25 protein-coding genes are annotated in these 25,195 nt (G+C 72.8%); 10 read left to right on the top strand and 15 right to left on the bottom strand.

The annotated features are described in order from the left end of the window. Positions 1 to 13 precede the first annotated feature (13 nt). From H3C53_04535 to H3C53_04525, 3 genes are all read left to right on the top strand, one after another. The gene (locus H3C53_04535; protein MBW7915942.1) at positions 14 to 586 is read left to right on the top strand and encodes a PadR family transcriptional regulator; all 573 of its coding nucleotides are present in this window, start codon (positions 14 to 16) and stop codon (positions 584 to 586) included. Beyond that, entirely contained in the window at positions 583 to 1,293 is a 711-nt protein-coding gene (locus H3C53_04530; GenBank protein ID MBW7915941.1) for an ABC transporter ATP-binding protein, read from the top strand. Before H3C53_04535 ends, H3C53_04530 begins: the two co-directional genes overlap by 4 nt. 61 nt (positions 1,294 to 1,354) lie before the next feature. Further along, positions 1,355 to 2,908, top strand: coding sequence for a hypothetical protein (locus tag H3C53_04525; protein ID MBW7915940.1), 1,554 nt, complete (start codon positions 1,355 to 1,357; stop codon positions 2,906 to 2,908). Here the strand turns inward: H3C53_04525 and leuB are convergent. From leuB to H3C53_04485, 8 genes are all read right to left on the bottom strand, one after another. Continuing rightward, positions 2,878 to 3,981 carry a 3-isopropylmalate dehydrogenase gene (gene leuB / locus H3C53_04520; GenBank protein ID MBW7915939.1) on the bottom strand — a complete coding sequence of 368 codons (1,104 nt, stop codon included), beginning with the start codon at positions 3,979 to 3,981 and terminating at the stop codon, positions 2,878 to 2,880. The genes H3C53_04525 and leuB overlap by 31 nt on opposite strands. After that, positions 3,978 to 4,589, bottom strand: coding sequence for a 3-isopropylmalate dehydratase small subunit (leuD, locus tag H3C53_04515; GenBank protein ID MBW7915938.1), 612 nt, complete (start codon positions 4,587 to 4,589; stop codon positions 3,978 to 3,980). Before leuD ends, leuB begins: the two co-directional genes overlap by 4 nt. Beyond that, entirely contained in the window at positions 4,590 to 6,017 is a 1,428-nt protein-coding gene (leuC, locus tag H3C53_04510; protein ID MBW7915937.1) for a 3-isopropylmalate dehydratase large subunit, read from the bottom strand. A gap of 290 nt (positions 6,018 to 6,307) precedes the next feature. Then, positions 6,308 to 7,510, bottom strand: a complete 1,203-nt coding sequence (locus tag H3C53_04505) for a type IV pilus twitching motility protein PilT (protein ID MBW7915936.1) — start codon at positions 7,508 to 7,510, stop codon at positions 6,308 to 6,310. Positions 7,511 to 7,560: 50 nt separating this feature from the next. After that, positions 7,561 to 10,218: a Flp pilus assembly complex ATPase component TadA gene (tadA, locus tag H3C53_04500; protein MBW7915935.1), complete on the bottom strand. Its 2,658-nt coding sequence runs from the start codon at positions 10,216 to 10,218 to the stop codon at positions 7,561 to 7,563. A gap of 2 nt (positions 10,219 to 10,220) precedes the next feature. Further along, positions 10,221 to 10,772: a YqeG family HAD IIIA-type phosphatase gene (locus H3C53_04495; protein MBW7915934.1), complete on the bottom strand. Its 552-nt coding sequence runs from the start codon at positions 10,770 to 10,772 to the stop codon at positions 10,221 to 10,223. Then, positions 10,769 to 11,665 (bottom strand): alpha/beta hydrolase, encoded by an 897-nt coding sequence (locus H3C53_04490; protein ID MBW7915933.1) that lies wholly within the window; start codon positions 11,663 to 11,665, stop codon positions 10,769 to 10,771. The genes H3C53_04495 and H3C53_04490 overlap by 4 nt, the downstream gene beginning before the upstream one ends. A 10-nt stretch (positions 11,666 to 11,675) precedes the next feature. Beyond that, positions 11,676 to 12,455, bottom strand: a complete 780-nt coding sequence (locus H3C53_04485) for a TatD family hydrolase (GenBank protein MBW7915932.1) — start codon at positions 12,453 to 12,455, stop codon at positions 11,676 to 11,678. A gap of 309 nt (positions 12,456 to 12,764) precedes the next feature. Between H3C53_04485 and H3C53_04480 the strand changes: the two genes are divergently transcribed. Together H3C53_04480 and H3C53_04475 are read left to right on the top strand one after the other, a co-directional pair. Beyond that, positions 12,765 to 12,935 (top strand): hypothetical protein, encoded by a 171-nt coding sequence (locus H3C53_04480; protein ID MBW7915931.1) that lies wholly within the window; start codon positions 12,765 to 12,767, stop codon positions 12,933 to 12,935. A gap of 103 nt (positions 12,936 to 13,038) precedes the next feature. Then, positions 13,039 to 13,746: a septal ring lytic transglycosylase RlpA family protein gene (locus tag H3C53_04475; GenBank protein ID MBW7915930.1), complete on the top strand. Its 708-nt coding sequence runs from the start codon at positions 13,039 to 13,041 to the stop codon at positions 13,744 to 13,746. A 16-nt stretch (positions 13,747 to 13,762) separates the two neighbouring features. Here the strand turns inward: H3C53_04475 and H3C53_04470 are convergent, their stop codons facing one another. From H3C53_04470 to sucC, 4 genes are all read right to left on the bottom strand, one after another. Continuing rightward, on the bottom strand, positions 13,763 to 15,358 hold the full coding sequence (locus H3C53_04470) for a tryptophan synthase subunit alpha (protein ID MBW7915929.1): 1,596 nt from the start codon (positions 15,356 to 15,358) through the stop codon (positions 13,763 to 13,765). Between the two features lie 735 nt (positions 15,359 to 16,093). Then, positions 16,094 to 17,089 carry a tRNA glutamyl-Q(34) synthetase GluQRS gene (gene gluQRS / locus H3C53_04465; protein MBW7915928.1) on the bottom strand — a complete coding sequence of 332 codons (996 nt, stop codon included), beginning with the start codon at positions 17,087 to 17,089 and terminating at the stop codon, positions 16,094 to 16,096. Next, positions 17,086 to 18,024 (bottom strand): succinate--CoA ligase subunit alpha, encoded by a 939-nt coding sequence (sucD, locus tag H3C53_04460; protein MBW7915927.1) that lies wholly within the window; start codon positions 18,022 to 18,024, stop codon positions 17,086 to 17,088. Before sucD ends, gluQRS begins: the two co-directional genes overlap by 4 nt. Next, complete coding sequence (gene sucC, locus H3C53_04455; protein ID MBW7915926.1) at positions 18,021 to 19,253, bottom strand: ADP-forming succinate--CoA ligase subunit beta; 1,233 nt, start codon at positions 19,251 to 19,253, stop codon at positions 18,021 to 18,023. The genes sucD and sucC overlap by 4 nt, the downstream gene beginning before the upstream one ends. Before the next feature lie 206 nt (positions 19,254 to 19,459). Here sucC and H3C53_04450 point away from each other — a divergent pair, with 206 nt between their 5' ends. The 5 genes from H3C53_04450 to carA are packed head-to-tail and all read left to right on the top strand — an operon-like array spanning position 19,460 to position 23,657. After that, complete coding sequence (locus tag H3C53_04450) at positions 19,460 to 19,951, top strand: MogA/MoaB family molybdenum cofactor biosynthesis protein (GenBank protein ID MBW7915925.1); 492 nt, start codon at positions 19,460 to 19,462, stop codon at positions 19,949 to 19,951. A gap of 21 nt (positions 19,952 to 19,972) precedes the next feature. Next, complete coding sequence (locus H3C53_04445) at positions 19,973 to 20,458, top strand: DUF456 family protein (protein MBW7915924.1); 486 nt, start codon at positions 19,973 to 19,975, stop codon at positions 20,456 to 20,458. 42 nt (positions 20,459 to 20,500) lie between these two features. Then, positions 20,501 to 21,502 (top strand): prolipoprotein diacylglyceryl transferase, encoded by a 1,002-nt coding sequence (gene lgt / locus H3C53_04440; protein ID MBW7915923.1) that lies wholly within the window; start codon positions 20,501 to 20,503, stop codon positions 21,500 to 21,502. Next, positions 21,499 to 22,482: an NTP transferase domain-containing protein gene (locus tag H3C53_04435; GenBank protein MBW7915922.1), complete on the top strand. Its 984-nt coding sequence runs from the start codon at positions 21,499 to 21,501 to the stop codon at positions 22,480 to 22,482. The genes lgt and H3C53_04435 overlap by 4 nt, the downstream gene beginning before the upstream one ends. Positions 22,483 to 22,508: 26 nt before the next feature. Continuing rightward, on the top strand, positions 22,509 to 23,657 hold the full coding sequence (gene carA / locus H3C53_04430) for a glutamine-hydrolyzing carbamoyl-phosphate synthase small subunit (protein MBW7915921.1): 1,149 nt from the start codon (positions 22,509 to 22,511) through the stop codon (positions 23,655 to 23,657). A 78-nt stretch (positions 23,658 to 23,735) separates the two neighbouring features. Here carA and H3C53_04425 read toward each other — a convergent pair whose 3' ends face one another. The 3 genes from H3C53_04425 to H3C53_04415 all read right to left on the bottom strand — a co-directional run bounded on the left by H3C53_04425 (position 23,736) and on the right by H3C53_04415 (position 25,176). Further along, the gene (locus tag H3C53_04425) at positions 23,736 to 24,188 is read right to left on the bottom strand and encodes a D-tyrosyl-tRNA(Tyr) deacylase (GenBank protein ID MBW7915920.1); all 453 of its coding nucleotides are present in this window, start codon (positions 24,186 to 24,188) and stop codon (positions 23,736 to 23,738) included. Next, positions 24,188 to 24,484 (bottom strand): DUF1844 domain-containing protein, encoded by a 297-nt coding sequence (locus tag H3C53_04420; GenBank protein MBW7915919.1) that lies wholly within the window; start codon positions 24,482 to 24,484, stop codon positions 24,188 to 24,190. Before H3C53_04420 ends, H3C53_04425 begins: the two co-directional genes overlap by 1 nt. A gap of 77 nt (positions 24,485 to 24,561) precedes the next feature. Beyond that, positions 24,562 to 25,176: a uracil-DNA glycosylase gene (locus H3C53_04415; GenBank protein ID MBW7915918.1), complete on the bottom strand. Its 615-nt coding sequence runs from the start codon at positions 25,174 to 25,176 to the stop codon at positions 24,562 to 24,564. Positions 25,177 to 25,195 lie beyond the last annotated feature (19 nt).

Below are 25,195 nucleotides of genomic sequence, written 5' to 3'. Positions count from 1 at the left end.
AGAGTCGCGGCACATGTCGGTCAAGTACGGGCTGCTGGGCATCCTTGCTCGCCGCTCGCAGCACGGCTACGAGCTCAGGCGCACGTTCGAGCGGGCGACGGGCGGCTTCTGGCGCCTCAACCCTGGGCAGATCTACCAGTCGCTCGACGCGCTCGAGGCCGAGGGGCTCGTGAGCCATCAGGTCGAGGCGCACGACTCCGCCCCCGACCGCAAGGTCTACGCGGTGACCGAGCCCGGCCGCCGCGCGCTGGCGGCGTGGCTCGAGGGCGGGGAGGCGCGCGTCAGGCCCCTCCGCGACGAGCTCTTCGTGCGCCTCGCCGTCATGACCGACCGGCCGCTGGAGGAGTCGCTGGCGCTCGTCGCGGCGCACAGGCGCAGCTACTCGCGCCACCTGCGCGAGCTGACGCGCGCCAGGAACGACCTGGCCGAGGTGGCGCCCGGGGCGGAGCAGACGCCGCCGGACCGCGGCGCCGAGATGGAGACCCTGCTGCTCGACGCGGCCATCTTCCACTGCGAGGCCGACCTGCGGTGGTTGGACCACTGTGAGACGACCCTCATGGCGGCCCGGCGGGGAGAGGCGAGTTGACCCGCCCCCACCTCCCGCCGCGTCCGGGCGCCCACGTCGCCCCCGCCCCGGCGGTGCGGCTCGAGGGGGTGAGCGCCGCCGGCAACGGCGCCGGCGGGCCCGGCATCACCCTGGCGCTCCGGCCGGGCGAGTTCGTGGCCGTGACGGGCCTGCCCGGGGCGGGGAAGAGCGCGCTGCTGCGGCTCATCGCCGGGCTCGAGCGACCGGCGAGCGGGACGGTGAGCGTGGCCGGCGTGGCCGTGGGTGCGCTGCGTGGCGCGGCCGTCGCGCGTTTCCGCTTCGCGCACCTGGGGATCGCGCTGCCCGACATGCCGCTCGTCGACGCGCTCGACCTGCGCGAGAACGTGGCGTTGCCGCTGCTGCTCGCCGGCGCTCCCCGCGGTGTCGCCCTCGAGCGCGCCGCGGAGGTGCTGCGGCTGGCCGGCGTGACCGGCGCGGCGCAGACCCTCGCGCCCGAGGAGGCGACCGCCGGGGCGCGTCAGCTCGCGCGCGTGGCGCGGGCCTGCGTCACCAGCGCCCAGGTGCTGCTGCTCGACGAGCCGACGGAGGGGCTCGAGCCGGCGGCGGCCGAGGGCGTGTTGCGGTGGCTGCGGCGGCTGGCGTCCGTCGAGGGGCGCACGGTGGTGGTCGCCACCTCGCGGGTGGCGGTCGCCGCTCACGCCGACCGCGAGGTCCGGCTGCGGTCCGGGGCGCTGGAGGCGGCGTGACGGGCGCGGCCGTCGCGGGCGCGCGCGAGGCGGGCACCGCGGCGGCCGGAGCGGCGCCGGCGTGACCCGGGCCGAGCGGGGGCGGTCGCTCGTCGCCCTGGCCTGGCTCGGGTGGCGCCAGCACGCGCGCCGGCCCGTCGGGTTGGCGCTCGCCCTCGCCACGGCCACGTTCGGCGCGGCGTTGGCGACGGCCGGCTGGGTGGCGCGGGCGGCGCTGGACCCAGAGACCGCCGTGGCCGGCGGGATCTCGCTGGTGGCGGTGGCGCTGGCGTCCACCGGCTGGTGGGCGGAGGTCGGTCGCGAGCGCGGCGCGGAGCGAGCCGTGCTGGCCGCGCTGGGTGCGGCGGCGGGGCCGCGGCGCTGGGCCGGCTCGCTCGCGCCGGCCGTCCTGCTGGTGGCCGGCGCCGCCATCGGCCTTCTCGCCGGCGCGCGCCTCGGGGGCTGGCTGCTGGCCCTGGCGCGGGTCGACGGCCAGGAGCACGGGGTGCGTGTCGCCCCGGGCGCGGCTCTCGCCGCCTGGTTGCTTGCGGCAGCGGCCACGACGTGGCTGCTGGCCCTCGCCCTGGAGCTGCTCTTCGTGGTGACCGCCGCGGCGGCGCGGAGGTCGCGCGCGGCGCCGCTTGCCGTGCGGGTCGCGACCGCCGAGCTGGCGCGCGCCAAGCGGCGCGCGGCGCTCACGGTCGCCGCGCTCGCCGTCACCCTGGCCGCCGTCATCGCGCTGCGCGCCGCCGCCCCGGCCACGGCGAGGGCCCTCCAGGCGCGCGTGGCCGACGCGGTCACGTGGGACGTGCGCGTGGCAGCGGCCGAGGCAGGGAGTCGGCTCACGCTCGACACGCTGAGCGAGGTGGAGGCCATCCCCGACGTGGCGGAGACGGCCGCGTTGAGGCGCGCCTCCGCGCTCTCGCTCGGGCGGGCGGTACCGCTCGTGGCCCTCGACCCCGGTCCGGTCGGCGGCGCCGGGCGCCTGCGGGTCGTCGATGGAGCGTCCGGTCACGCACCCGGCGCCGCACGACTGACGGAGGGCGACGTGGTCGCCCTGTCACCGCCCCTGGCACGGCGCCTCGGGGTGGGCGTGGGCGACGAGCTCCCCCTCACCACGGCGGCGGGCGAGCGCGGTTTCAGGGTGGTCGCGCTGGTCGAGGCGGCGGGGGGCGGCGACGCCGCCTACCTCGACCTCGAGGGATACGCCGCCGCGTTCGAGGACAGGACGCTCGACACGATCTTCGTGAGGTTGACGGCGGGCAGCGACGTGCCCACGGTGGTCGACCGCCTCGCGAGCCGGCCCGGCGGCGGCAGCGTCCTGACGGCGACCGAGTACAGCCTGGGCGTGCTCACGGCCGCCGCCGCGCGCCGGCGCGCGGCCTTGACGGTGGCGCTGGTGGCCGCCACAGCCTCGGCGGCGTTGCTACTGCTGGCCGTGGCGCGCCGCGGCCGGGCGCGCCGCGGCGAGCGGTCGCTGCTGGCGGCCCTCGGCGCGCCCAGGGCCGCCGGTGGCCTCACCCTCGGGAGCCTGGCGGTGGAGGTGACGCTTGCCGTGGCGGCCGCCTGCGCCGTGGCGCTCGTCCTGGCGGCCGCCCTGAGCGGTTACCTGGGTGCCGCCGCGCCCCCGGCCTGAGCCGCCCGCCGAGGAGCCGCCAGCCCTGCCACCACCGCTGCCGTGAAGGCGGCCGTGGTGCGGCTGCCGCCCAGGTCGGTGGTCGGGTCGTCCGCCAGCGCCGCCTGCACGGCCGCCTCCAGCGCGTCGGCGGCGTCGGGCTCGCCCAGCCCGAAGCGCAGCATCATCGCCGCCGACAGCATCGTGCCCACCGGGTTGGCTATCCCCTTGCCGGCGATGTCCGGGGCGCTGCCGTGAACGGGCTCGTAGAGCCCGACGGCGCCGCCCAGGCTGGCGGAGGGGAGCAGCCCGAGCGAGCCGGGGATGACGGCGGCAAGGTCCGAGAGGATGTCGCCGAACAGGTTGCCCATGACGAGCACGTCGAAGGCCCGCGGGTCGCGCACGATCTGCATGGCGGCGTTGTCGACGTAGAGATGATCGAGCCCGACCTCGGGGAACTCCCGCGCGTGCAGATCAACCACGACGTCGCGCCAGAACTGCGACACGTCGAGCACGTTCGCCTTGTCCACGTTAGTCACGTGGCCGCGGCGCTTCCGCGCCGTCTCGAACGCCACCCGCGCGATGCGCTCGACCTCGTGGCGCTCGTACACCATTGTGCTCACGCCGCGGTCCGCCTCGACGTAGGCGGGCTTGCCGAAGTAGATGCCGCCGGTCAGCTCGCGGATGATGAGGAGGTCCGTGCCGCGCGCCCGCTCCGGACGGAGGGGCGAGAGGCGTTCCAGGCCGTCGAACACCCGGACCGGCCGGAGGTTGGCGAACACCTCGAGGTGGCGCCGCAGGGCGAGGATGCCCGACTCGACGCGCTTCTCGCGCGGGAGCCTGTTCCAGGGGTGATCGCCGACCGGGCCGCCGGCCGAGCCCATGAGCACCGCGTCGGCCGCCGCCGCCGCGGCGCGCGTGACCTGCGGCAGTGGTTCGCCGTGGCTCTCGATGGCGCTGCCGCCGAATGGCAGGCGCTCGAACTCGAACTCGAGGCCGTGCCTCGCGCCCAGCGCCTCGAGCGCCACGAGCGTGGCGTCTATCACCTCGGGCCCGATGAAGTCGCCCGGCAGGACCGCGATCTTGTAGCTCACCGCGCCACCCTCTCCCCGTGCCCGAGGGCGCGCGCCGTGGCCTTGACGGCCTCGACGCCCTCCAGCAGCTCGCCGATGGGATCCCAGTAGCCGGTCAGCAGCGCCTCGCGGGCCGACTCCCGGAACCGTGCCGGGTAGGTGCGGCCGGCGGCGCGCACCTCCTGCGCGACCAAGTCGATGACGACCTCGGTGGTCGGGTCGGCGGAGACCGCGGCTGCCAACTCCTCGCGCCCCGCCTCGTCGACCACGGCGCAGACCAGCCCCAGGGTGGTGGCGTTACCGAAGAAGATCTCCGCGAACGAGCCCGCCACGATGCCCACGAAGCCCGCGCGCTGGATGGCCTGCGGGGCGTGCTCGCGGCTGGAGCCGCACCCGAAGTTCTCGCCCGTGATCATGATGCTCGCGCCCGCGAAGCGGGGGTCGTCGAGGGGGTGGTGCTTGCTGCTGCCGTCCTCGGCGAAACGCTCGTCGATGAACAGCGCCTCACCCATGCCGTCGAAGGTGACGGCCTTGAGGAAGCGGGCCGGGATGATGCGGTCGGTGTCGATGTCGTCGGCCGGCAGCGTCACGGCGGTGCCGCGCGCCTCGGTGATCTTGGCGAGAGCCATTCAGGCCACCCCCTTCCTGGCGCCGAACACCTCGCGGGCGTCGGCCACCACGCCCGTCACGGCGGCGGCGGCCACCATGACGGGACTCATGAGCACGGTGCGCCCGCTCGGCGAGCCCTGGCGCCCCTTGAAGTTGCGGTTGCTGGAGGAGGCGCAAAGCTGGTCCCCCTCGAGCTTGTCCGGGTTCATGGCGAGGCACATGCTGCAGCCCGCCTCGCGCCACTCGAAGCCGGCCTCCTTCAGCACCTTGTCGATGCCGAGCCGCTCGCACTCGAGCTTCACCAGGTGCGAGCCGGGCACCGCGATGGCCTTGACGCTCGGGTGCACCTTGTGCCCGGCGATCGCCTCGGCGACGAGGGCGAAGTCGGACACGCGCGCGTTGGTGCACGAGCCGAAGAAGGCGACGTCGACCTTGGTGCCCTTGATGGGCGCGCCACCCGTCAGCTTCATGTGCGCGAGTGCCTCCGCCACGGCGGCCCGGTCGTGTTCCGGCGACCCGTCGACGGTGGGCACGAGCTCGTCGATGGCTATGGCCTGGCCGGGGTTGAGGCCCCAGGTGACGGTCGGTGGCACGTCGGCGGCGTCGAAGACGACCACGTCGTCGTAACGGCAGCCCGGTTCGGAGGCCAGCGCGCGCCACCGAGCGACCGCCGCGTCCCACTCGGCGCCCACCGGCGAGTACGGGCGCCCCTCGAGGTAGGCGAACGTCGTGTCGTCCGGGTTCACGTAGCCGCAGCGCGCGCCGCCCTCGATCGACATGTTGCACACCGTCATGCGCTCCTCCATGCTCATGGCGTCGAAGGTCGTGCCGGCGTACTCGTACGCGTAGCCGATGCCCCCCTTGACGCCCAGCGTGCGGATGATGTGCAAGATCACGTCCTTGGCGTAGACGCCGGGTGGGAGGGCGCCGTTCACCTCGACGCGCCTCAGCTTCGGTTTGCTCATCGCGAGGGTCTGGGTCGCGAGCACGTCGCGCACCTGCGAGGTGCCGATGCCGAAGGCGATGGCGCCGAACGCGCCGTGGGTGCTCGTGTGGGAGTCGCCGCAGGCGATGGTCGTGCCCGGCTGCGTGATGCCCTGCTCGGGACCCACCATGTGGACGATCCCCTGCTTGCCGCCGCCCACGTCGAAGAACGTGATGTCGTTGGCGGCGGTGTTCTTGCGGAGTTCCGCGATCATGGCCGCCGCCAACGGGTCGGCGAACGGCTCGACGCGCGTGTGGGTGGGGACGATGTGGTCGACCGTCGCGAAGGTCCGCTCCGGCATGAGGACGCTGACGCCGAGGTCCTTGAGCATCCCGAACGCCTGGGGGCTCGTGACCTCGTGGATGAGGTGGGTGTCGATGAAGAACTGGTCCTGGCCGTTGCGCAACCGGCCCACCGTGTGGGACTCCCACACCTTGTCGAACAGGCTCCTGGGTTGACTCATGGGACCTTCCTGTCTGCTGCCCGCCGTGGTGGAAGAGGACGACCCCCAGCCGCGGGTGAGGCCGGGGGTCGTGAAGCTATCGGTCGCTGCGGCCTGCTGGGCCGCGTCAGCGCCTGCTCACGCCGCCCGCCGAGCTAGGAGCACCACGGCCCGCGCCTGGATCTGGGCCAGGCGCCGCCGCACGCACCGAACGCTCTGCCGACGCAAGCGGGTCATGCGGCGAAGTATATGAGCGGCGCCGGTGAGCGTCAAGTTGGGGGCGCCGCGGGAGGCGGCGCCGCGGCGCGCCCTCAACCGCGGCCGCTGCGGCCCAGTTGGGGCGGCGCGCCGCGCCCGCCGGCGGGCGGCGTGGGCGGCGTGGCCGCTCGCGGGCCCGAGGGCGCCACCGCGCCTTGCGCGTGGCCGCCCGTGCTGACGAGGCGCTCGAACTCCTTCTGGTCGACGGCGCGGGCCAGGCCCTGCTCGAAGCTGATGGCGCGCCGCAGGTGGAGTTCCGCGAGGCTGGCGTCCATGGTCACCATGCCCGCCTGCCCGCCCATCTGGATCTGGGCCGGGATCTGGTGCGTCTTGCCCTCGCGGATCAGGTTCCGCACCGCCGCCGTGGCCAGGAGGAACTCGTAGGCGAGCACGCGGCCGTCGCCGCTGGCGCGCGGGATGAGCTGCTGCGTCAGGATGGCCTGCAGGTTGTTGGCGAGCTGCACGCGCACCTGCGCCTGCTGCGCCTCTGGGAAGACGTCGATGATGCGATCGATGGCCTCGGACGCCGTGTTGGTGTGGAGGGTGCCCATCACGAGGTGACCGGTCTCGGCGGCCGTCACGGCGGCGCCGATCGTCTCGAAGTCGCGCATCTCGCCCACGAGGATGACGTCGGGGGCCTGACGCAGCACGCTGCGCAGCGCGGCCTGGAAGCCGGCGGTGTCCTCGCCCACCTCGCGCTGGTTCACGATCGAGGTCTTGTGCCGGTGGAAGAACTCGATGGGGTCCTCGATGGTGACGATGTGCTTGGCGTACTCCGTGTTGATGAGGTCCAGCATGGTGGCGAGAGTGGTCGACTTGCCGGAGCCCGTTGGGCCCGTCACCAGCACGAGCCCGCGCGGGTAGCGGGCCACCTCGGCCACCTCCTGCGGCAACCCGAGGTCAGAGAAGGTGAGCACCTCGTCGGCGATGGTGCGCATGACGCCGCCGACCGAGCCGCGCTGCATGAAGACGTTGACGCGGAAGCGCCCGTGGCCGGAGAGGCTGAAGGAGAAGTCGAGGTCCTTGCGCTCCTCGAAGTTCCGCTGCTTCTTCTCGTCCATGAGCGCGTACATGAGGCGCCGCGTCATTGTGGCGGTGAGCACCTCGTACTCGGTGGGGCGCCACTCGCCGTCGAGGCGCAGCATCGGGGGCAAGCCGACGGTGAGGAGCAGGTCGGAGGCGCGCCGCTCGATGGCCAGCTTGAGCAGGTCGACAATGTCCGCTTGGATCTGCGTGGAACGGATCTGGTCTGCCATCGTCTATCGTCCTCTCGGCCGGGCGCCCGTCGCGGCCGCCCCCGTTAGCGTCACTCGGCGGTGCGGGCCAGCACCTCTTCGAGCGTGGTGATCCCCTGGAACGCCTTGTTGATGCCGTCGTCGCGCAGCGACTTCATGCCGCGCTTGATGGCCAACTCGCGCAGTTCGAAGGTGGACGCCTCCTGCACGATCGCCTTCTCGATCTCGTCGTCGACCACCAGCAGCTCGTGGATGGCGTAACGACCGTTGTAGCCGCTGCCGCCGCACTTCTCGCACCCCACGCCGCGGAAGAGGCTCTTGCCGGCCGTCTCGCGCTCGGTGAGACCCAGCCGCCTGAGCACCTCGGGGTCCGGCGTCGACGCCACCTTGCACTCGCGGCACACGCGCCTGACGAGGCGCTGCGCCAAGACGCCGATGAGCGACGCCGACACGTTGAACGGCTCGATGCCCATCTCCTGCAGGCGCGTGATGGCGCCGGCGGAGTCGTTGGTGTGCAGCGTGGCGATGAGCAGGTGACCCGTGAGGGCGGCCTCCATCGAGATCTTGGCCGTCTCGTGGTCGCGGATCTCGCCGACCATGATGATGTCCGGGTCCTGGCGCAGGAACGAGCGCAGCGCCCGCGCGAAGTCGAGGCCCGCCTTGACGTTCACCTGCGTCTGGTTGATGCCGGGGATCTCGTACTCGACGGGGTCCTCGATGGTGGTGACGTTCACCTCCGGCGTGGCCAGCCGCTTGAGGATGGAGAAGGTCGTGAACGACTTGCCCGAACCCGTGGGGCCCGTGATGAGGAACATGCCGTACGGCTTCTGGATGACGTCCGTGAAGCGCTGGTAGTTGTAGTCCGCGAAGCCGAGCTGCTCGATCTCGGGGATGTCGGTCGCCTTGCGCAGGAGGCGCATGACCGACTTCTCGCCGTACACGGTGGGCAGGGTGGAGAGGCGCAGGTCGACCTCGACGTTCTTGTCGCGGAACCTGACGCGCCCGTCCTGCGGCAGGCGCCGCTCCGCGATGTTCAGCCCGCCCATGATCTTGATGCGCGACGACAGCGCCGGCGCGGTCACCTTCGGCATGGTCATGTACTCGCGCAGGGTGCCGTCCTTGCGCACGCGCACGATGACCTTGTCGGGGCGCGGCTCGATGTGGATGTCGGAGATGTCGTTGATGATCGCTTCGCGGATGATGTTGTTGACGACCTTGACGAGCGCGTTGTCGTCGATGGCGCTCGTGTCTTCCGACTCCTGCGCCGCCCCGGCGCCGACCTCCTCGACCACCGCCTTGGCGAGCTCCTCCATGTCGGTGCCCTCCCGGTAGAACCGGTTGAGCATGCGCGTGAGGGACTCCTCGGTGGCCACGGCCGGGCGGATCTCGCGGCCCGTGATCAGGTGGATGTCGTCGAGGGCGAACACGTGCCGCGGGTCCTTCATGGCCACGACGAGCACGTCGCCGTCGAGGCGCACGGGCATGGCCGAGTAGCGCCTGGCCGTCGGCTCGGGCACGAGGCTCACCGCGTAAGGGTCGATGCGCGTGTTCTCCTCGATGAACTCGAAGCCGAGCTGCATGGCGAGGCTGCGCGCCAGCATGTCGGGGCTGATCTTGCCCGACTGCACGAGGGTGTCCTCGAGGCGTCCCCCACCGGAGCGCTGCTTGTTGAGCGCCTCGTCCACGTCCGACTGCGTGACGTAGCCGAGGTCCACGAGGATCTCACCGAGCGGCTTGATGCGTCCGAGCCGCGCCTGCTCCTCCAGCGCCCGCCTCAGCTGCTCCCGCTTGAGGCGGCGGTTCTGGAGCAGCGTCTCGCCCAACCTGCCCTGGTCCTGGGCGTACATCTCGTCGATGCGCGCCTGCACCTCGGGTCCGGGGGTCGCCACGAACGACACCTCGCCGGGCACGATCGACTCGACGTCGGCCATGCGGCGCGGGTCGGCGATGGCCATCACGAGCGTCGAGCCGTCCATGCGGTACGGCACGGCCGAGAACTGCACGGCGTCGAGCCTGAGCAGGTTGGCCGCCAGCTTCTCCGTCGCCGGCTCGTCGGAGAGCTCGGCCACGAACGGCAGCCCGTACTGTTCGGCGAGGAGCCGCGTGAGCTGCTCCTCACTCAGGTGCGAGTGCGCCACCAGGATGCGGCCCAACAGGCCGCCGGTGCGCTGCTGCTCCTCGATGGCCTCGTTCAGTTGCGCGGCCGTCAGGAAGCCGGCGCTCACCGCCAGGTTGCCGAGGCGCTGCGACGGGTCGATCTCGAGGTCGACGGGCGGCTCGAGCCCCAGCTCCGGGTAGTAGGTGGCCAGCGCCCACTGCATCTCCTTCTGCAGCGCGAGGTACGGCTCGACGAGGCAACCGGAGGCGTCCTCCACCTCCTCGATGGCGAGCGCGTCGAGCGGGTCGACGAACGCGACACGGAGGCGGTCCTGGTCGATGGCGAACGGCACGGCGCGCAACTCAGCGGCCAGCTCGGCCGGCACCTTCGCCAGGGAGTCGGCCATGATGTCGACGCGCGGCAGGTTGACGAGCGGGATGCCGATCGACTCCTCCACGGCCCGCGCGATGCGCTGCTCGGAGAGGATGCCGAGGTTGACGAGGATGTCGGCGAGCCGACCCCCCACCTCCGCGTGGCGCGCGATGGCTTGCTGCAATGCGTCGTCGGTGACGAAGCCGCGCTCGAGCAGCACTGCCCCGAGCCTCTTGTCGCCGATCGATAGGACGGCCACGGTCATCTGTCCTCGCTCATCTCTCCTCGCTTCGCACAGCCCAACACCCATCTTTCCAGTCGCCTGGCGAGCCTGGTATGAGGAAGTTTACCCGGCGACAGTGGCGTCACCAGGACGGCGCTGAGTCCGGCGCGCTTGGCGCCGAGCACGTCGGTGAACAACTGGTCGCCCACCATGGCCGTCCGGTGGGCCGGCAGGTCGATGAGGCGCAGGCCGCGCTTGAACGCCCGGCCGAACGGCTTGCCGGCTAGCGCCAGCGCCGGAACGCCGGCCGCCTCGCTCACCGCCCTGACACGCCCCGTCTCGCCGTTGGATAGTATCGCCAGCCGCACGCCCGCCTCTCTCAGCCCATGGAACCAGGCGTAGACGCTCTCGTCCACGCGCTCGGCGGCCGCGGGGAGCAACGTGTCGTCGAGGTCGACGAGGAGCCCGTCCAGGCCGCGCTCCGCCAGCCAGCGCGGCGTGACCTCGTGCACCGAGGCGACCCTCTCGTCGGGTTGCAGCACCCGCGGAGGGTAGCACGCGCCGGCGCGGCGCGGCGGGGCGCCGTTCACGACGCCGCGTCCGCCGTCAGGTCATCGAGCGCCAGCTGCAGGACCTCGGTGAAGGTCTCCGGGTCGTCGAGCCACGGGTAGTGCCCCCCCGGCACAAGGCTGACGAGGCCGCTGGGGACGAGCGGCAACGCCGCCTCGACCTGCTCCGGGTACGAGGTGCCGTCGTTCACGCCCGCCAGGATCACCGTCTTGATGCCCGTGAGCTCGAGCTCGCCAAGGCGGTCGAGGACCTCGAGGTGCCACACCTCGTCGGAGGCGTCCTCCTCCTGCGGCCCGAGGAGCGCCTCCGCGTCGACGTGCTCGAGGCGCAGCCTGGCAGCGGGCGTGGGGAACTCGAGGGCGTCGAAGAGCGCCTTGGGGTTCACGAGGGCGAAGGCGGCGTCGGCGGTGGCGGCGGCGTCGCCGTCGGCCGCGCCCGCGGTCGACGCCGCCTCGATGCCGGCCGCCACCTCGGCGGCGGCGAGCAGCCGCCGCGCGAGGAGCGGCAGCGACAGCCACGGGTTGACCAGGACGAGGCCCGTCACCCGCTCCGGGTGAGCGAGCGCCGCCCGGACGGCGATGAGCGCTCCGAAGCCGTGGCCCAGTAGGACCGCGCTGCCCACCCCTAGGGCGTCGAGCACGGTCGCCACGTCGTCGGCCAGGGTTGCCGGGTCGGCGGCGGTGCCCGCCGCGGCGTACGACCGGCCGCCGCCGCGCACGTCGGCGTAGATCATGCGCCAGGCGCCCAGGTCGTCGCCCATCAGCTCCTTGAAGGAGTGGCTGGAGTAGCCCGGGCCGCCGTGCAGGTAGTAGACGGCGGGGGCGGCGACCGGCCCGACCTGCTCCGCGAACAGCTCCGCGCCGGGCGCCTCGACGTAGGTCGACTCGTCGACGAACTGTGGTGCGTCGTCCACGTCGGACCCCCTACGCCGCCGCCGCGCGCGCGGCGGCGAAGCCGAAGAAGCGCTCGGCGTTGGCGTCGAGCACGGCCTCGAGCTCCGTGGGGGTGGCCTCGACCACCTGGGCGAGCAGCGCGGCCGTGTGGCGGACGTTGGCGGGGACGTTCGGCTTGCCGCGGTGCGGAACGGGCGCGAGGTAGGGGCTGTCCGTCTCGACGAGGAGCCGGTCGAGGGGCACCCGCGCGGCCAGACTGCGCAGGTCCGCCGCGCTCTTGTAGGTCAGGTTCCCTGCGAACGACACCATCCAGCCGAGCTCCAGGCCGACCTCGAGCAGGCCGGTATGGCCGCCGAAGCAGTGCAGCATGCCCTTGCCGTAACCGCCGGCGCGGAGGGCGGCGGCCGCCGCGAGCGCGGCGCCCTCCTGACCCTGCTTGTCGCGCACGTGCAGGACGAGTGGCTTGTCCACGTCGCGGGCCAGCTCGAGCTGCCACTCGAACGCCGCCAGTTGCGACGCGGGCGTCTCGTCCTCCCAGTAGCGGTCGAAGCCGGTCTCGCCGATGGCCACCACGAGCGGGTGCCTGGCCAGCTCGGCCACGGCGGCGCGCACCGCCGGGTCGGCGGCGAGGCTCGCGTCGTTGGGGTGCACCCCCACCGCCGCGTAGACGTTGGGGTGTCGTTCGGCGGCGGCCACGGCGGCGCGGCTGCGCTCTGCGTCGGTGCCCACGGTGACGATGGCGGCGAGCGACTGATCGACGGCGGCGGCAGGGTCGTCACACCTGTCGAGATGGCAATGGCTGTCGGTCACGCCAGCACGTTACCGCCGCGAGGCGCCCGCGGGCGTGTCCCCGGCTCGCGGCGGCGCTCCGGGCCGCACCCGCCAGGATCCGCCACGCCCCCAGACGCCGGCGGAGCATGAGCGCCTCTCATCTGCGTTAGCGTCGTCACCCACGCGCGCGCCGTGGTCCGCGCCCTGGTGCGGCCGCCATCCTGAGTCCGGTGTGAGACTTCTGTAATAGGGCCGCTGCTACCTTCTGCTCAGCCACAAGGGGGCGCCCCTCCACCGCCAGGCGAGGGCGCTGATTCCGAGCAAGCAGAGAGGCCAGGTGAAGACCAGATGCTCCAGGAACGACCGCAAGGCAAGGACGTGCGCTACCTCAGCAACGAGGAACTCAGCGAGATCATCTCCCGCTGCGAGGGTGCCATCACCGACGGCAGCGCCCAGATCGACGACTACGAGGCGTTCGTCGTCTGCCAGAAGGAGCTGGCGCGCCGCACCTGGGCCTGAACGTGGCCGGGGGCGCGGTCTTGGACCCCCAGCAGCCGGGAAGAGCCGACTAACGCTTCTCACATCAAACGAGGGACGGGCGCGCTTAGCATTGACGGTGCTGATGCGCGCCCTCTCTCGTCTCGACAGTGGCGGTGCCGCCGGTGCCGTCAGGTCGGCCGGCGCCGCCTTCGCCCTGCTGGCGGCGCTCGCGCTGGCCGGCTGCGCCCCCGGCGTCGTGCGGGCCGACACCAACGGTAACGGCGCTTCCGGCGCCCAACCCGCGACGCTCGCCGCGCGCGCCGCGCCCGGCTCGCAGACCGGCATGGCGTCGTGGTACGGCCCCGGGTTCGCGGGTCGGCGCACCGCCAACGGCGAAGTGTTCGACCCCAGCCAGCTCACCGCCGCGCACCGCGAGCTGCCCTTCAACACCCTGGTCAGGGTCACGAACGAGACGAACGGGCGCAACGTCGTCGTCCGGATCAACGACCGCGGTCCGTTCAAGGGCGGCAGGATCATCGACCTCTCCCGCGCCGGCGCCGAGGCGATAGGCATGGTCGGGGCGGGCGTGGCGCGCGTGACGCTCGAGGTGCTCACGTTGCCCGCCGGCACCGTGCGCGTCGGTGTCTCCGGCGGGCTGCGGGGCTTCGAGGTCCTGTCGCGCACGCACGCCGTCGGCACGCTCCTGGCGCTCACGCCGCTCGAGGGTGGCGAGCCCGTCGTGGTGCGCGTGGTGGCGGGCGCGCTCCCCCTGGAGAGCCCTGCCGACCTGCTCGTCGGCTACGAGCTGTACGCCACCGTCGGTTCCGAGGCCGCCCTCAGCGGCGACTGACGCCGACCCAGCCTCGTCACGTCCTCACGCACCCGGCGGCGAGCTCGGCGGCGAGCGGTCCCAGCGCCTCGCCGCGGCCGAGGGCGCTCACGAGCGCGGAGCCCACTACCACGCCGTCGGCCACCGCCGCGACCTGGCGCGCGCTCGCCGCGCTCGCCACCCCGAAGCCGACGGCAACGGGCAGGTCGGTGACGGCCTTGGTGGCCGCCACGAGCTCCGCCACCTCGGCCGGCACGCCCTCCCTCACGCCGGTCACGCCCGTGACCGACACGGCGTACACGAAGCCGCGGCAGGCCGCGGTGACCAGCTCGAGGCGGGCCGGGGTAGAGGTGGGCGCCACCAGGAACACGGTGTCGAGGTCCACGGCGCGGGCGGCGGCTATCAGCGCCGGACCCTCGTCGGGCGGGAGGTCGGGCAGTATGAGGCCGTCTGCGCCGGCCGCCTTGGCGGCGCGGACGAAGCCGGCCTCCCCGCCCGCGAAGCAGTAGACGGGGTTGTAGTAGGTCATCACGAGGATGGGCTTGGCGGTCGTGCGCCTGAGTTCGGTCACCAACTCGAGGGTGCGGACCGGCCCGGCGCCGCCCGCGAGCGCCGCCTCGCTGGCGCGCTGGATGACGGGGCCGTCGCCGAGCGGGTCGGAGAAGGGCAGGCCGACCTCGAGCGCGTCGGCGTGCTCGAGCACGGTGCGCGCCGCGGCGAGGAAGCGCGCGTCGTCGGGGTACGACGCGGTGAGGAACGCCACGAAGGCCGCGCGCCCCTCGCTGCGGGCGCGGTCGAAGGCGGCGGCAACGCGGGTCACGCCGCCGCCCCCGCGCCGCCGAGGCGCAGCACCTCGGCGACGTCCTTGTCGCCCCGCCCGGAGAGGTTGACCACCAGCACCTGATCCTCGCGCATCCGCGGCGCGAGCTTGAGCGCGTGCGCCACCGCGTGGGCGCTCTCGAGCGCCGGCACGATGCCCTCGGCTCGTGCCAGGGCCCCGAAGGCCGCCAGCGCCTCGTCGTCGGTGACGGGCACGTAGGTGGCCAGGCCCTGCTGGAAGTAGTAGCTGTGCTCGGGGCCGACGCCGGGGTAGTCGAGGCCGGCCGACACGCTGTGGGGCGGCGAGATCTGACCGTCGTCGTCGGAGAGCAGGTACATGAGCGAGCCGTGCAGCACCCCCGTCTTGCCGCCGGCGAGCGAGGCGGCGTGCATGCCGCTCGCCACGCCGTGACCGCCGGCCTCCACCCCCACCAGCAGCGGCCGCTCCGCCGCGCTCAGGTAGGCGAAGGGGGCGAAGATGCCCACGGCGTTGCTGCCACCACCCACGCAGGCGACTATGGCGTCGGGCACGCGTCGCCCCTCGGCCGCCTCCAGCTGGGCGCTCACCTCCCGCCCGATGATGCTCTGGAAGTCGCGGACCATCATGGGGTAGGGGTGCGGGCCGACGACGGAGCCGAGGACGTAGTAGGTGCCCCTCACGTTGGTCACCCAGTCGCGGATCGCCTCGTTGGTGGCGTCCTTGAGGGTGCGCGTGCCGCTCGTGACGCTCACGACCTCGGCGCCAAGCAGCCGCATGCGGTAGACGTTGAGCGCCTGGCGCCGCACGTCCTCCTCGCCCATGTAGACGCGGCATTCGAGGCCGTACAGCGCCGCCGCCGTGGCGGTGGCGACGCCGTGCTGGCCGGCGCCCGTCTCGGCGATGACGCGACGCTTGCCCATGCGCCTGGCCAGCAGCACCTGGCCGATGGTGTTGTTGATCTTGTGGGCGCCGGTGTGGTTGAGGTCTTCGCGCTTCAGGTAGACGCGCGCGCCGCCCAGCTGCTCGGTCAGGTTGCGGGCGAAGTAGAGGAGGCTGGGCCTGCCGACGTAGTCGCGCAGCGCGGCCCCGTAGTCGGCGACGAAGGCCGGGTCGACGCGGGCGGCCGCGTAGGCGACCGTCAGCTCGTCGAGGGCGGGGATGAGGGTCTCGGGCACGTAGCGGCCGCCGAAGTCGCCGAAGCGGCCGCGGGCGTCGGGTAGGGGGTAGTCGGGCGCCGGCTCGGGGCGAGCGGGCGGCCCGGCGTTCGGGTCGGTCGTGGGCATGTGAACTCCTGCACTTGGGGGCTGGTCGGTCGCGCCGGACCCGCGGCGGCTCGCCGCTCGCGCCGCGCGGGGTGCGGCCGGCGGGCGCCAGCGGGCGCGGGGCCGTCGTCGGGTTGGCTGTAGGGGAGCGGCCGGCCGTGGGGTCGGGCTCAGCCGCGCAGGTTCGCGCCGGGACCCGACCACCAGCGCTGATGGCGCCGCTTGAACGCGCGCGGGGTGCGGACGCGGGGCCTGGGGCGCATGCGGCAGTCTACGCGCGCTCGCGCGGCGTGGCAAGCGCCCCCGGTCACGCCACCAGCCAGTCGAGGTGGTCCGGGAGGAGCGGGGCCGCCGCGCACGAGTGCCGGTCGACGTCGAAGGCCGCGGTCAGCTCCGCGGCCGCCAGCTCGGCCGGCGCCGGCAGCACGCCGAGCAGGTGGGCGAGGAGGCCGAGCACGCGCGCGGCCCGCACGCCGCGCTCCCGCAGGGCGTGCAGGGTGAGGTCGCCCCGCCGCTTCGCCAACCGCTCGCCCGCCCCGTCCAGCAGGAGCGGCGTGTGGCAGAAGCCTGGCGCCGTCAGCCCCAGCGCCTCGTAGAGCGCCAGCTGCGCCGCCGCGCTCGCCAGCAGGTCGGCGCCCCGCACCACCTCCGTCACCCCCATGGCGGCGTCGTCGACCGTGACGGCCAGCTGATAGGCCCAGAGCCCGTCCGCGCGCCTCACCACGAAGTCGCCGAAGCTCAGCGTCAGGTCGACGACGGTGGGGCCGAGGCAGGCGTCTGTGAACGAGACTGCGGCGTGAGGCACCATGAAGCGCCTGCTGGGCCTGGCGCCGGCCGCCCGCCTGGCGGGGGCCAGCCGGGCGTTGAGACGGCGCTCCGCCTCGCCGTAGACGCGCTCGCCGCCGGGACCCGGCGAGGCGTGGGGCGCGCCGGCCGCGTCGGCCTGGTCCTTGCGCGACAGGTAGCACTCGAACACCCTACCGGCGGCCTCGAGTCGCTCCAGGGCCGCCTCGTACAGGGCGCCCCGCTCCGACTGGCGGTACGGCCCGTGAGGACCCCCGACGTCCGGCCCCTCGTCCCAGTCGAGGCCCAGCCACCGGAGCTCGGCCAAGTTGCCCGTCACGGCCTCCGGGCGGGTACGGGGCCCGTCGATGTCCTCCACGCGCAGCACGAACGCGCCGCCGAACGAGCGCGCCCGCAGCCACGCCACGAGCGCGGTGCGGGCGTTGCCCAGGTGAAGGTAGCCGGTGGGGGAGGGCGCGAAACGACCCCGGTACCCGCCGTCGCGGCGGTGGTGGCTCAGGCGAGCCCGGCGCGCCGCATCGCCTCGAGCATGGCGCTGCCCATGTCCGACGGGGTGGCCGCCACCACCACGCCCGCGCCCTCGAGGGCCGCGATCTTGTCGGCCGCCGTGCCCATGCCGCCCGAGATGATGGCGCCTGCGTGCCCCATGCGCTTGCCCGGCGGGGCCGTGGTGCCGGCGATGAAGGACGCCACCGGCTTGCGCATGTTGGCCTTGATCCAGGCGGCCGCGTCCTCCTCGGCGCTGCCGCCGATCTCGCCGATCATGATGACGCCCTCGGTGGCGGGGTCGGCGTTGAAGAGCTCGAGTACGTCGATGAAGTTCGTGCCGTTGACCGGGTCGCCGCCGATGCCTACCGCCGTGGTCTGACCCAGACCCGCGTCGGTCAGCTGCTTGACGGCCTCGTAGGTCAGCGTGCCCGACCGGCTGACGACCCCGATGCGGCCGTGCTGGTGGATGTAGCCGGGCATGATGCCGATCTTGCACTGGTGCGGGGTGATGACGCCGGGGCAGTTGGGCCCGACGAGCCGCACGGGCTTGCCCTCCAGGTAACGCTTGACCCTCACCATGTCCATGATCGGGATGCCCTCGGTGATGGTCACGATGAGCTTCACGCCGGCCTCGGCCGCCTCCATGATGGCGTCGGCCGCGAACGGCGGCGGCACGAACACCACGGTGGCGTTCGCTCCCGTGGCGGCCACGGCCGCCGAGACGGTGTCGAAGCTCGGCACGTCGACCGCGTAACGGTCCGGCCTGCCGGGCACGCCCGAGTGGTCCGTCTCGCCCTCGAAGCGCACGCTCTGGCCGCCCTTGCCGGGGCGCACGGCCCCCACCACGTTGGTGCCGTAGGCGATGGCCTTGTCGGTGTGGAAGCTGCCCGCCTCGCCCAGGCCCTGGACGATGAGGCGCGTGTTCAGGTCGACCAGGACGCTCACTTGGCACCCCCGGCAAGCTCGACGATCTTGCGGGCGCCGTCCTTCATGTCGGAGGCGCTGATCACGTTGAGGCCAGACTCGTCGATGATCTTCTTGCCCAGCGCCACGTTGGTGCCCTCGAGCCGCACGACGAGCGGCACCTTGAGGCCCACCTGGTGCACGGCCTCCACGACGCCGTTGGCGATCGTGTCGCACTTCATGATGCCCCCGAAGATGTTGACGAAGATCCCCTTGACGCTCGCGTCGCGCGTGATGATCTTGAAGGCGGCGGTGACGTTCTCGGTGGTGGCGCCGCCCCCGACGTCGAGGAAGTTGGCGGGCTCGCCGCCCACCTGCTTGATGGTGTCCATCGTGGCCATGGCCAGGCCGGCGCCGTTCACCAGGCAACCGACCGTGCCCTCGAGCTTGATGAACGACAGCCCGAACTTGCCGGCCTCTACCTCGGCGGGGTCCTCCTCGGTCAGGTCGCGCATCTCCAGCAGGTCCTTGTGACGGAAGAGCGCGTTGTTGTCGAAGCTCATCTTGCCGTCGAGGGCCATGACCTGCCCACCCTTGGTCACGACCAGCGGGTTGATCTCGACCATGTCGGTGTCGAGGTCCGTGGCGAGGGCCGCGAGGGCGCGGATGAACCGGGCGCCGTTCTTGTGCGCCTCGCCCGTCAAGCCGAGGGCGAACGCCATGCGGCGCGCCTGGAAGTCTAGCAGGCCCGTGGCCGGGTCCACGCTCTCGCGCAGGATCTTCTCCGGGGTGGCGTGCGCCACCTCCTCGATGTCCATCCCGCCCTCGGTGGACGCCATGACGACGTTGCGGCCGGTGCTGCGGTCGAGGACGACGGAGAGGTAGAGCTCGCGGGCGATGTCGATGCCCTGCTCGACGTAGAGGCGGTTGACCTGCTTGCCGCCTGGGCCCGTCTGCACGGTGACCAGGGTGGAACCGAGCATGGTCTTGGCGAGCTCGCGCACGCGCTCCTCGGCGGCCTTGACCCCGCCGGCGACGCCGGCGGTGACGACGTTCACGCCGGCCACCTCGGGGTGCTCGACGAAGCGCCCCTTGCCGCGGCCGCCCGCGTGGATCTGCGACTTCACAACCACCACCGGGTTGCCGCTCGCCTCGACGATGGGACGGACGGCCTCGACGGCCTCGTCTACGGTGCGCGCCACGCGGCCGATGGGCACGGCGAGGCCGCGCCGCTGCATCAGCTCCTTGGCTTGGTACTCGTGGATCTTCAAGACAACCTCCAGGACGCTAGTCTTAGCCGCGCCAGGCTACCGTGGACCGTTCGGGCCGCGCGGCGCGGAGCTAGGCCCAAGGTACACCCCGCGCGGCCCCGGAGCGCGCCGGGGCGTCGGCGCGAACGGATCAGGCCGGGGCCGCCCCGCGCGAGATGTGGCGGATGTCCGCGTGCGCGGCCGCGCCCCCTGGCTACAGTCGGAGCATGGTGCGGACAGCCATCTTGACGGTGACGCGGCCCAACGCCCCAAGCGACGGCGAGGACCAGACGGCGCGAGCGCTGAGGCAGGTGCTGAAGGGCGGGCCGTTCGTGGAGGTCGACTACCAGAGCGTCCCGGACGAGCAGGCGCTCATCCGCGCCAAGCTGCGCGTCTGGTGCGACCAGGGGGGCGTGGACCTCGTCCTGACCACGGGCGGCGTGGGCCTGGGCCTGCGCGACCGCACGCCGGAGGCCACCGCCGAGGTGATCGAGCGCGAGGTCAGGGGGTTGCCGGAGGCCATGCGCGCCGCCCTCGCCAGGGAGCAGCCGCTGGCCGTGCTGTCGCGCGCCCTGGCGGGCGTGAGGCGCAGCACGCTCATCGTCAACCTGCCCGCCACGCCGGACTCGGCGCGCACGGCGCTGGCGGCGGTGGTCACCGCGCTCGCGTTCGCGGTCGAGGAGGTTCGCGGGGAGCGCATCGTGCCGCCCGCCACCTGACGCGGGCCTTATGCTGGCGCGGTGACGATCCTCGCCTTCGTCGTCTTCCTGCTCACCTTCGCGGTGGCCGCGCTCGGCGTGGTGCTGCCGCTCCTCCCCGGCGTGCCGGTGGCGGCGCTGGGAGCGCTCGCGGCGGCCGCCATCATGGGCTTCGAGCGGTTCGGCGTGGTCGTGTTGGTGCAGGTCGGCCTCCTCGCCGTCCTGTCGCAGCTCCTCGACGTCCTCGGCACCTGGGTGGGCTCCAAGGCGTACGGCGCCGGTCGCGCCGGCACCTGGGGCGGCATCGTCGGTTCGTTCGTCGGCATCATCGCCTTCCCGCCGTGGGGGTTCCTCTTCGGCGCCGTCATCGGCGCGGTGCTGGCCGAGCTGCTCGTTGGGCGCACGCCCGCCGCCGCCCTGCGCTCCGGCCTCGGCGCCTTCGTCGGCACGTTGGGCGGCACGGTGGCGAAACTCGTCATAATGGTCGTCATCGGCGTCCTCGTGTTCCCGCGCTTCTTCGCGGGCTGAGCCGTGCGCGCCCGACGCTAGCGCCGACCCCATAGGAGCTGCATGGACCCGATCCTGATCCAGCTTGGCCCCCTCGCCATAAGGTGGTACGGCCTCCTCATCGCCCTGGGCGTGCTCGCCGGCTCCGCCCTGGCCCTGCGCTACGCCGAGCGCCGCGGCCTCGACCCCGAGAAGCTGCTCGACATGGCCGTGTGGCTGGTCATCGCCGGCATCGTCGGCGCGCGCCTGGTGTACGTGATCACCAGCCCCGCCGCCTTCTTCGGCCCGGGCGGCAACGTGGCCGACGTGTTCAAGGTCTGGCAGGGCGGCATCAGCATCCACGGCGGCGTGCTGGGGATCATGCTCGCCACCTGGCTCTACTCGCGCGCGCACCGCCTGAACATGTGGGCCTACCTCGACGTCATGTCGCCGGTCGCGGGCCTTGGCATCATCGGCGGACGCATCGGCAACTTCATGAACGGGACCGACACGGGCGGCCGCCTCACCGCCTGGCCCGTCGGGTTCACCTGGCCCGAACCGGGCACGGAGACCTTCGGCGCGTTCGGACGGCTGGTGTTCGGGCGCGACCTGTGGAGCGCCTTCCCGGGCGTCTGCTCCGACGGCTCCTACATCCCCCTCCACCAGTGCACCGCCGAGATCGTGCGCGGACCCGTCCACCTGACGCAGGCCTACGGGGTCGTCATCGGGGTGGTGGTGCTGCTGGTGACCCTCTGGGCGTTGCGCCGCGGGCGGGGACCCGGTTACGCCTTCTGGCAGATGGTCCTGTGGTACTCGGTGCTGCGCTCCGTGCTGGAGGAGACGTTCCGCGACAACCCGCTCGCGCCCCAGGTGGTGCTCCAGGACGGACTCGACAAGGCCGGCATCGGCCTCTTCACGATCACGCAGGTCGCCAGCGTCGCCATCGTCATCGTGGCCCTCCTCATGTTGAGGCGTAGCGCCGCCGCGCCGGCGCCGGCGCCCGCCGCGGCGGGGGCGGCGCCCGGTCCGCGAGGCCGTTCGGCGGGCGACCACAAGGGGACGACCGGCGGGAGGAAGCGCTCGTGAGCGGCGGGGCTGACCTCGCCGTGGTGGTGCTCGCCGCCGGCGAGGGCAAGCGCATGAACTCGCGGCTGCACAAGGTCCTCCACGAGGCGGCCGGCAAGCCGCTCCTCGAGCACATCCTGGCCGCCGCCGCGCCGCTGCGGCCCAGCCGCACCGTCGTCGTGGTCGGGTACTCGGGCGACGCCGTGCGCGAGCGGTTCGAGGGCCGCGACCTCACCTTCGTCACGCAGGACTTCGCGACCGGCTACGGCACGGGGCACGCCCTCCGCGAGGCGGGCCGCGGCCTGGCGGGCCACGACGGCAAGGTCCTCGTCCTGAACGGCGACGGTCCCCTCCTCACCAGCGCCACGCTCGGCGCCCTCGTCGGCACCCTGGGGGCGGAGCGCGGCATGGCGCTGCTCACCTGCGTCACCAAGGACCCGAGCGGGCTGGGTCGCATCGTGCGGGGGCCGGGCGGCGACCTCGTCGCCATCGTCGAGGAGAAGGACGCCACGGCGGAGCAGCGGGCGCTGCACGAGATCAACCCCGGCGTCTACCTGTTCGACTCCGACGTCTGGCGGCGCGCGGCGCAGCTCAAGAACGACAACGCGGCGGGTGAGTACTACATCACGGACCTGCCGCGCTCCTACCTCGCGGATGGTCTGCCCGTGCGGACGCTGCTCGCAGACGAGCGCGAGCTGCTCGGTGTGAACGACCGCGCCCAGCTGGCGGTCGCGGAAGCCATCTTGCGGGAACGCGTCAGGGCGCGTTGGCTCCGCGCCGGCGTCACGATGCTCGACCCCGCCACCACCTACATCGACGACGGCGTGACCCTCGGGCGCGACGTCGTGCTCGAGCAGGGCGTCGTCCTGCGGGGCCGCACCAGCGTGGGGGAAGGCGCGCGGGTCGGCGCCTACAGCGTCCTCGAGGACGCGACCGTCGCCGCCGAGGCGGTCGTGGCGCCGTTCACGGTGGTGGGCGCGCCCGGGCACGCGGCCGGCTAGGCGCATCTGCTACGCTGCCAGGCGGCATGTCGCTCCTCAGCAAACCCCCCGCGCTCCTCGCTCTCGAAGACGGCACCGTCTACTACGGTTACGCCTTCGGGGCGCATGGCAAGTCCGTTGGCGAGATCGTGTTCAACACGTCCATGACCGGCTACCAGGAGATCCTGACCGACCCCAGCTACAACGGCCAGATCGTCACCATGACCTACCCGCACGTCGGGAACTACGGCGTGAGCGTGTACGACATGGAGTCGAACCGCCCCTACGCCAGGGGCTTCATCGTGCGCGAGTTCTCGCGCGTGGCCTCCAACCACCGTGCCAACCAGGACCTCCAGGCGTTCATGGAGCAGCACGGCATCGTCGGCATCGAGGGGATCGACACGCGCGCCCTCACGCGGCGCCTCCGCTCCGGGGGCGTCGTCAAGGGGGTCATCTACCACGGTCACACGGACGACGCCCTGGAGGCCGAGCTGGTGGCCGAGGCGCGCGCGCACGAGGACATCGACGGGCGCGACATGACCCCCGAGGTCACCACGCCGCTGCCGTACGCGCGGCCGACGTTCCAGGACCACCCGCGGGTCGTGCTGGTCGACTTCGGCATCAAGCACTCGATCGTCTACAAGCTCGAGCAGTCAGGGGCCGAGGTGATCGTGGTGCCGGCCCAGACCACAGCCGCGCAGGTCATGGCGCTCAACCCGTACGGGCTGGTGCTGTCGAACGGCCCCGGCGACCCGGCGGGCCCGAAGTACGCCCACGACACCGTGTGGCAGCTGCTTGGCCTGCTACCGACCTACGGCATCTGCATGGGCCATCAGCTGCTCGGGCTGGCCGTCGGCGGCCGCACCTACAAGCTCGCCTACGGCCACCATGGCGCCAACACGCCGGTTAAGAACCTCGTCACCGGCGGCGTCGAGATCACCAGCCAGAACCACAACTACGTCGTCGACATCGACTCGATCCCGGGTGGACAGTTCGTGGCCACTCACGTCAACCTGAACGACGGGACCCTGGAGGGGATGGCGCACGCGCGTTACCCCGTCTTCAGCGTCCAGTACCACCCCGAGGCCAGCCCGGGGCCGCACGACGCCTCGTACCACTTCAGGCGGTTCATCGAGGAAGTGAACCTGTTCGAGGGCGCCACGGCGCTGCCGGCCGCGCGCGCCGCCGTCGGCTGAACGGAACGCGTTCGTGGGCGCCGCGGCGCCGGCGGCCGCGCGGCGCAGCCACCTCGCGCCTCGGCTACGCCGTGCGCGTCAGGCGAACAGCTCGTCGCTGTCCAGCCACAACGTGGTCGGGCCGGAGTTGACGAGCTCGACGTCCATCATGGCACCGAACTCGCCGGTCGCGACTTTCACGCCCTCGCCCCGCAGCGCCGCCACGAACGCGAGGTAGAGCGGTTCGGCCAGCTCGGGGCGGGCCGCGCCGCTGAAGCCGGGGCGGTTGCCGCCCCGCGCGTCGCCGTAGAGGGTGAACTGGCTCACCACCAGGCAGGCGCCCCCGACCTGCTCGAGGCTCAGGTTCATCTTGCCGCCGTCGTCCTCGAAGACGCGCAGCTTGCGCACCTTGTCTGCGAGGCGGGCCGCCAGCAGGGCGTCGTCCCCGGGCCGCACCCCGAGCAGCACGAGCAGACCCTTGCCGATCTCACCGACGGTGCGGCCCTCCACGCGCACGGCGGCGCGGTCGACGCGCTGCACCAGCGCGCGCATCAGCCGTCGTCCGTCCTGAGGCCGGCGGCCGTGGCGTCCAGGACCGGCAGCTCGGTGGCCGTCGCGTCCAGCCTGGCGCGCACGGCGCGCAGGGCCGACCACAGCACGTCCCGTTCGGCCGCGTCGAGGTTGCCGAGGGTCTTCACCTCCAGCATCTCGAGCAGGTCGAGGCTGCGCTTGGCGGCCTTGCGACCGGCGACCCCGTCGCGCCCCGCCAGCCGGAGGGGGCTGCTGTCGTCGCCGAGCGCGGCGTCGGCCGACGCCCGCAGAGCGTGGATGAGCCCCACCAGCCGCACGCCGGCCTCGCGCTGCGCCCGGTCGTTGCTCGCCTGCGGCGCTGCGAGGTCGCCGGCGGCCCCGCCATCCCCCGCGTTCAGAACAGCGCCCCTTGCTCGGCGGTGTCGAGGTGGAAGCCGTCGTCCTTCGGAGGGAGGTCGTCGAGCACGCGCTTCAGCTCCTTCATGTCGTTCCAGGTTATCCACTTGGGGGCCCCGCGCTCGCGGCTCGGGTTACGGAGCAGGTAGGCGGGGTGGAACAGCGGGAAGAGCCGGATGCCGTGCCAGTCGTACCACTTGCCGCGCGTGCGGCTGATGCCGTCCGTGGTCCTTAGGAAGTACTGCGTGGGGACGTTGCCGAGCGGCGCCACGATCTGAGGCCTGATGATCCTGAGCTGTTCGAGCAGCACCCACTCGCTCGCCGCGACCTCCTCCGGGCGCGGGTTGCGGTTGCCTGGCGGGCGGAACTTGACGATGTTCGTGATGTAGACGTCGCCGCGGTCGATGCCGACCGAGGCCAACACCTTGTCGAGCAGCTGTCCGGCGCGTCCGACGAACGGCCTGCCGCTCTCGTCCTCGTCCTCGCCCGGCGCCTCGCCCACGAGGACGAGGCGGGCGTCGGGGTCGCCCTCGCCGAACACGAGGTTCTCGGATAGTTCGTGCAGCACGGCTGGCCGCTCCGCGGCCGCGCGCTCGAGTTCCGTGAGCGTCACGGGCCTCGTTCTACCACGA

The sequence above is a fragment of the Trueperaceae bacterium genome (assembly GCA_019454765.1).
GTDB lineage: Bacteria > Deinococcota > Deinococci > Deinococcales > Trueperaceae > JAAYYF01.
This window is presented reverse-complemented; position numbering and strand designations above follow the sequence as displayed.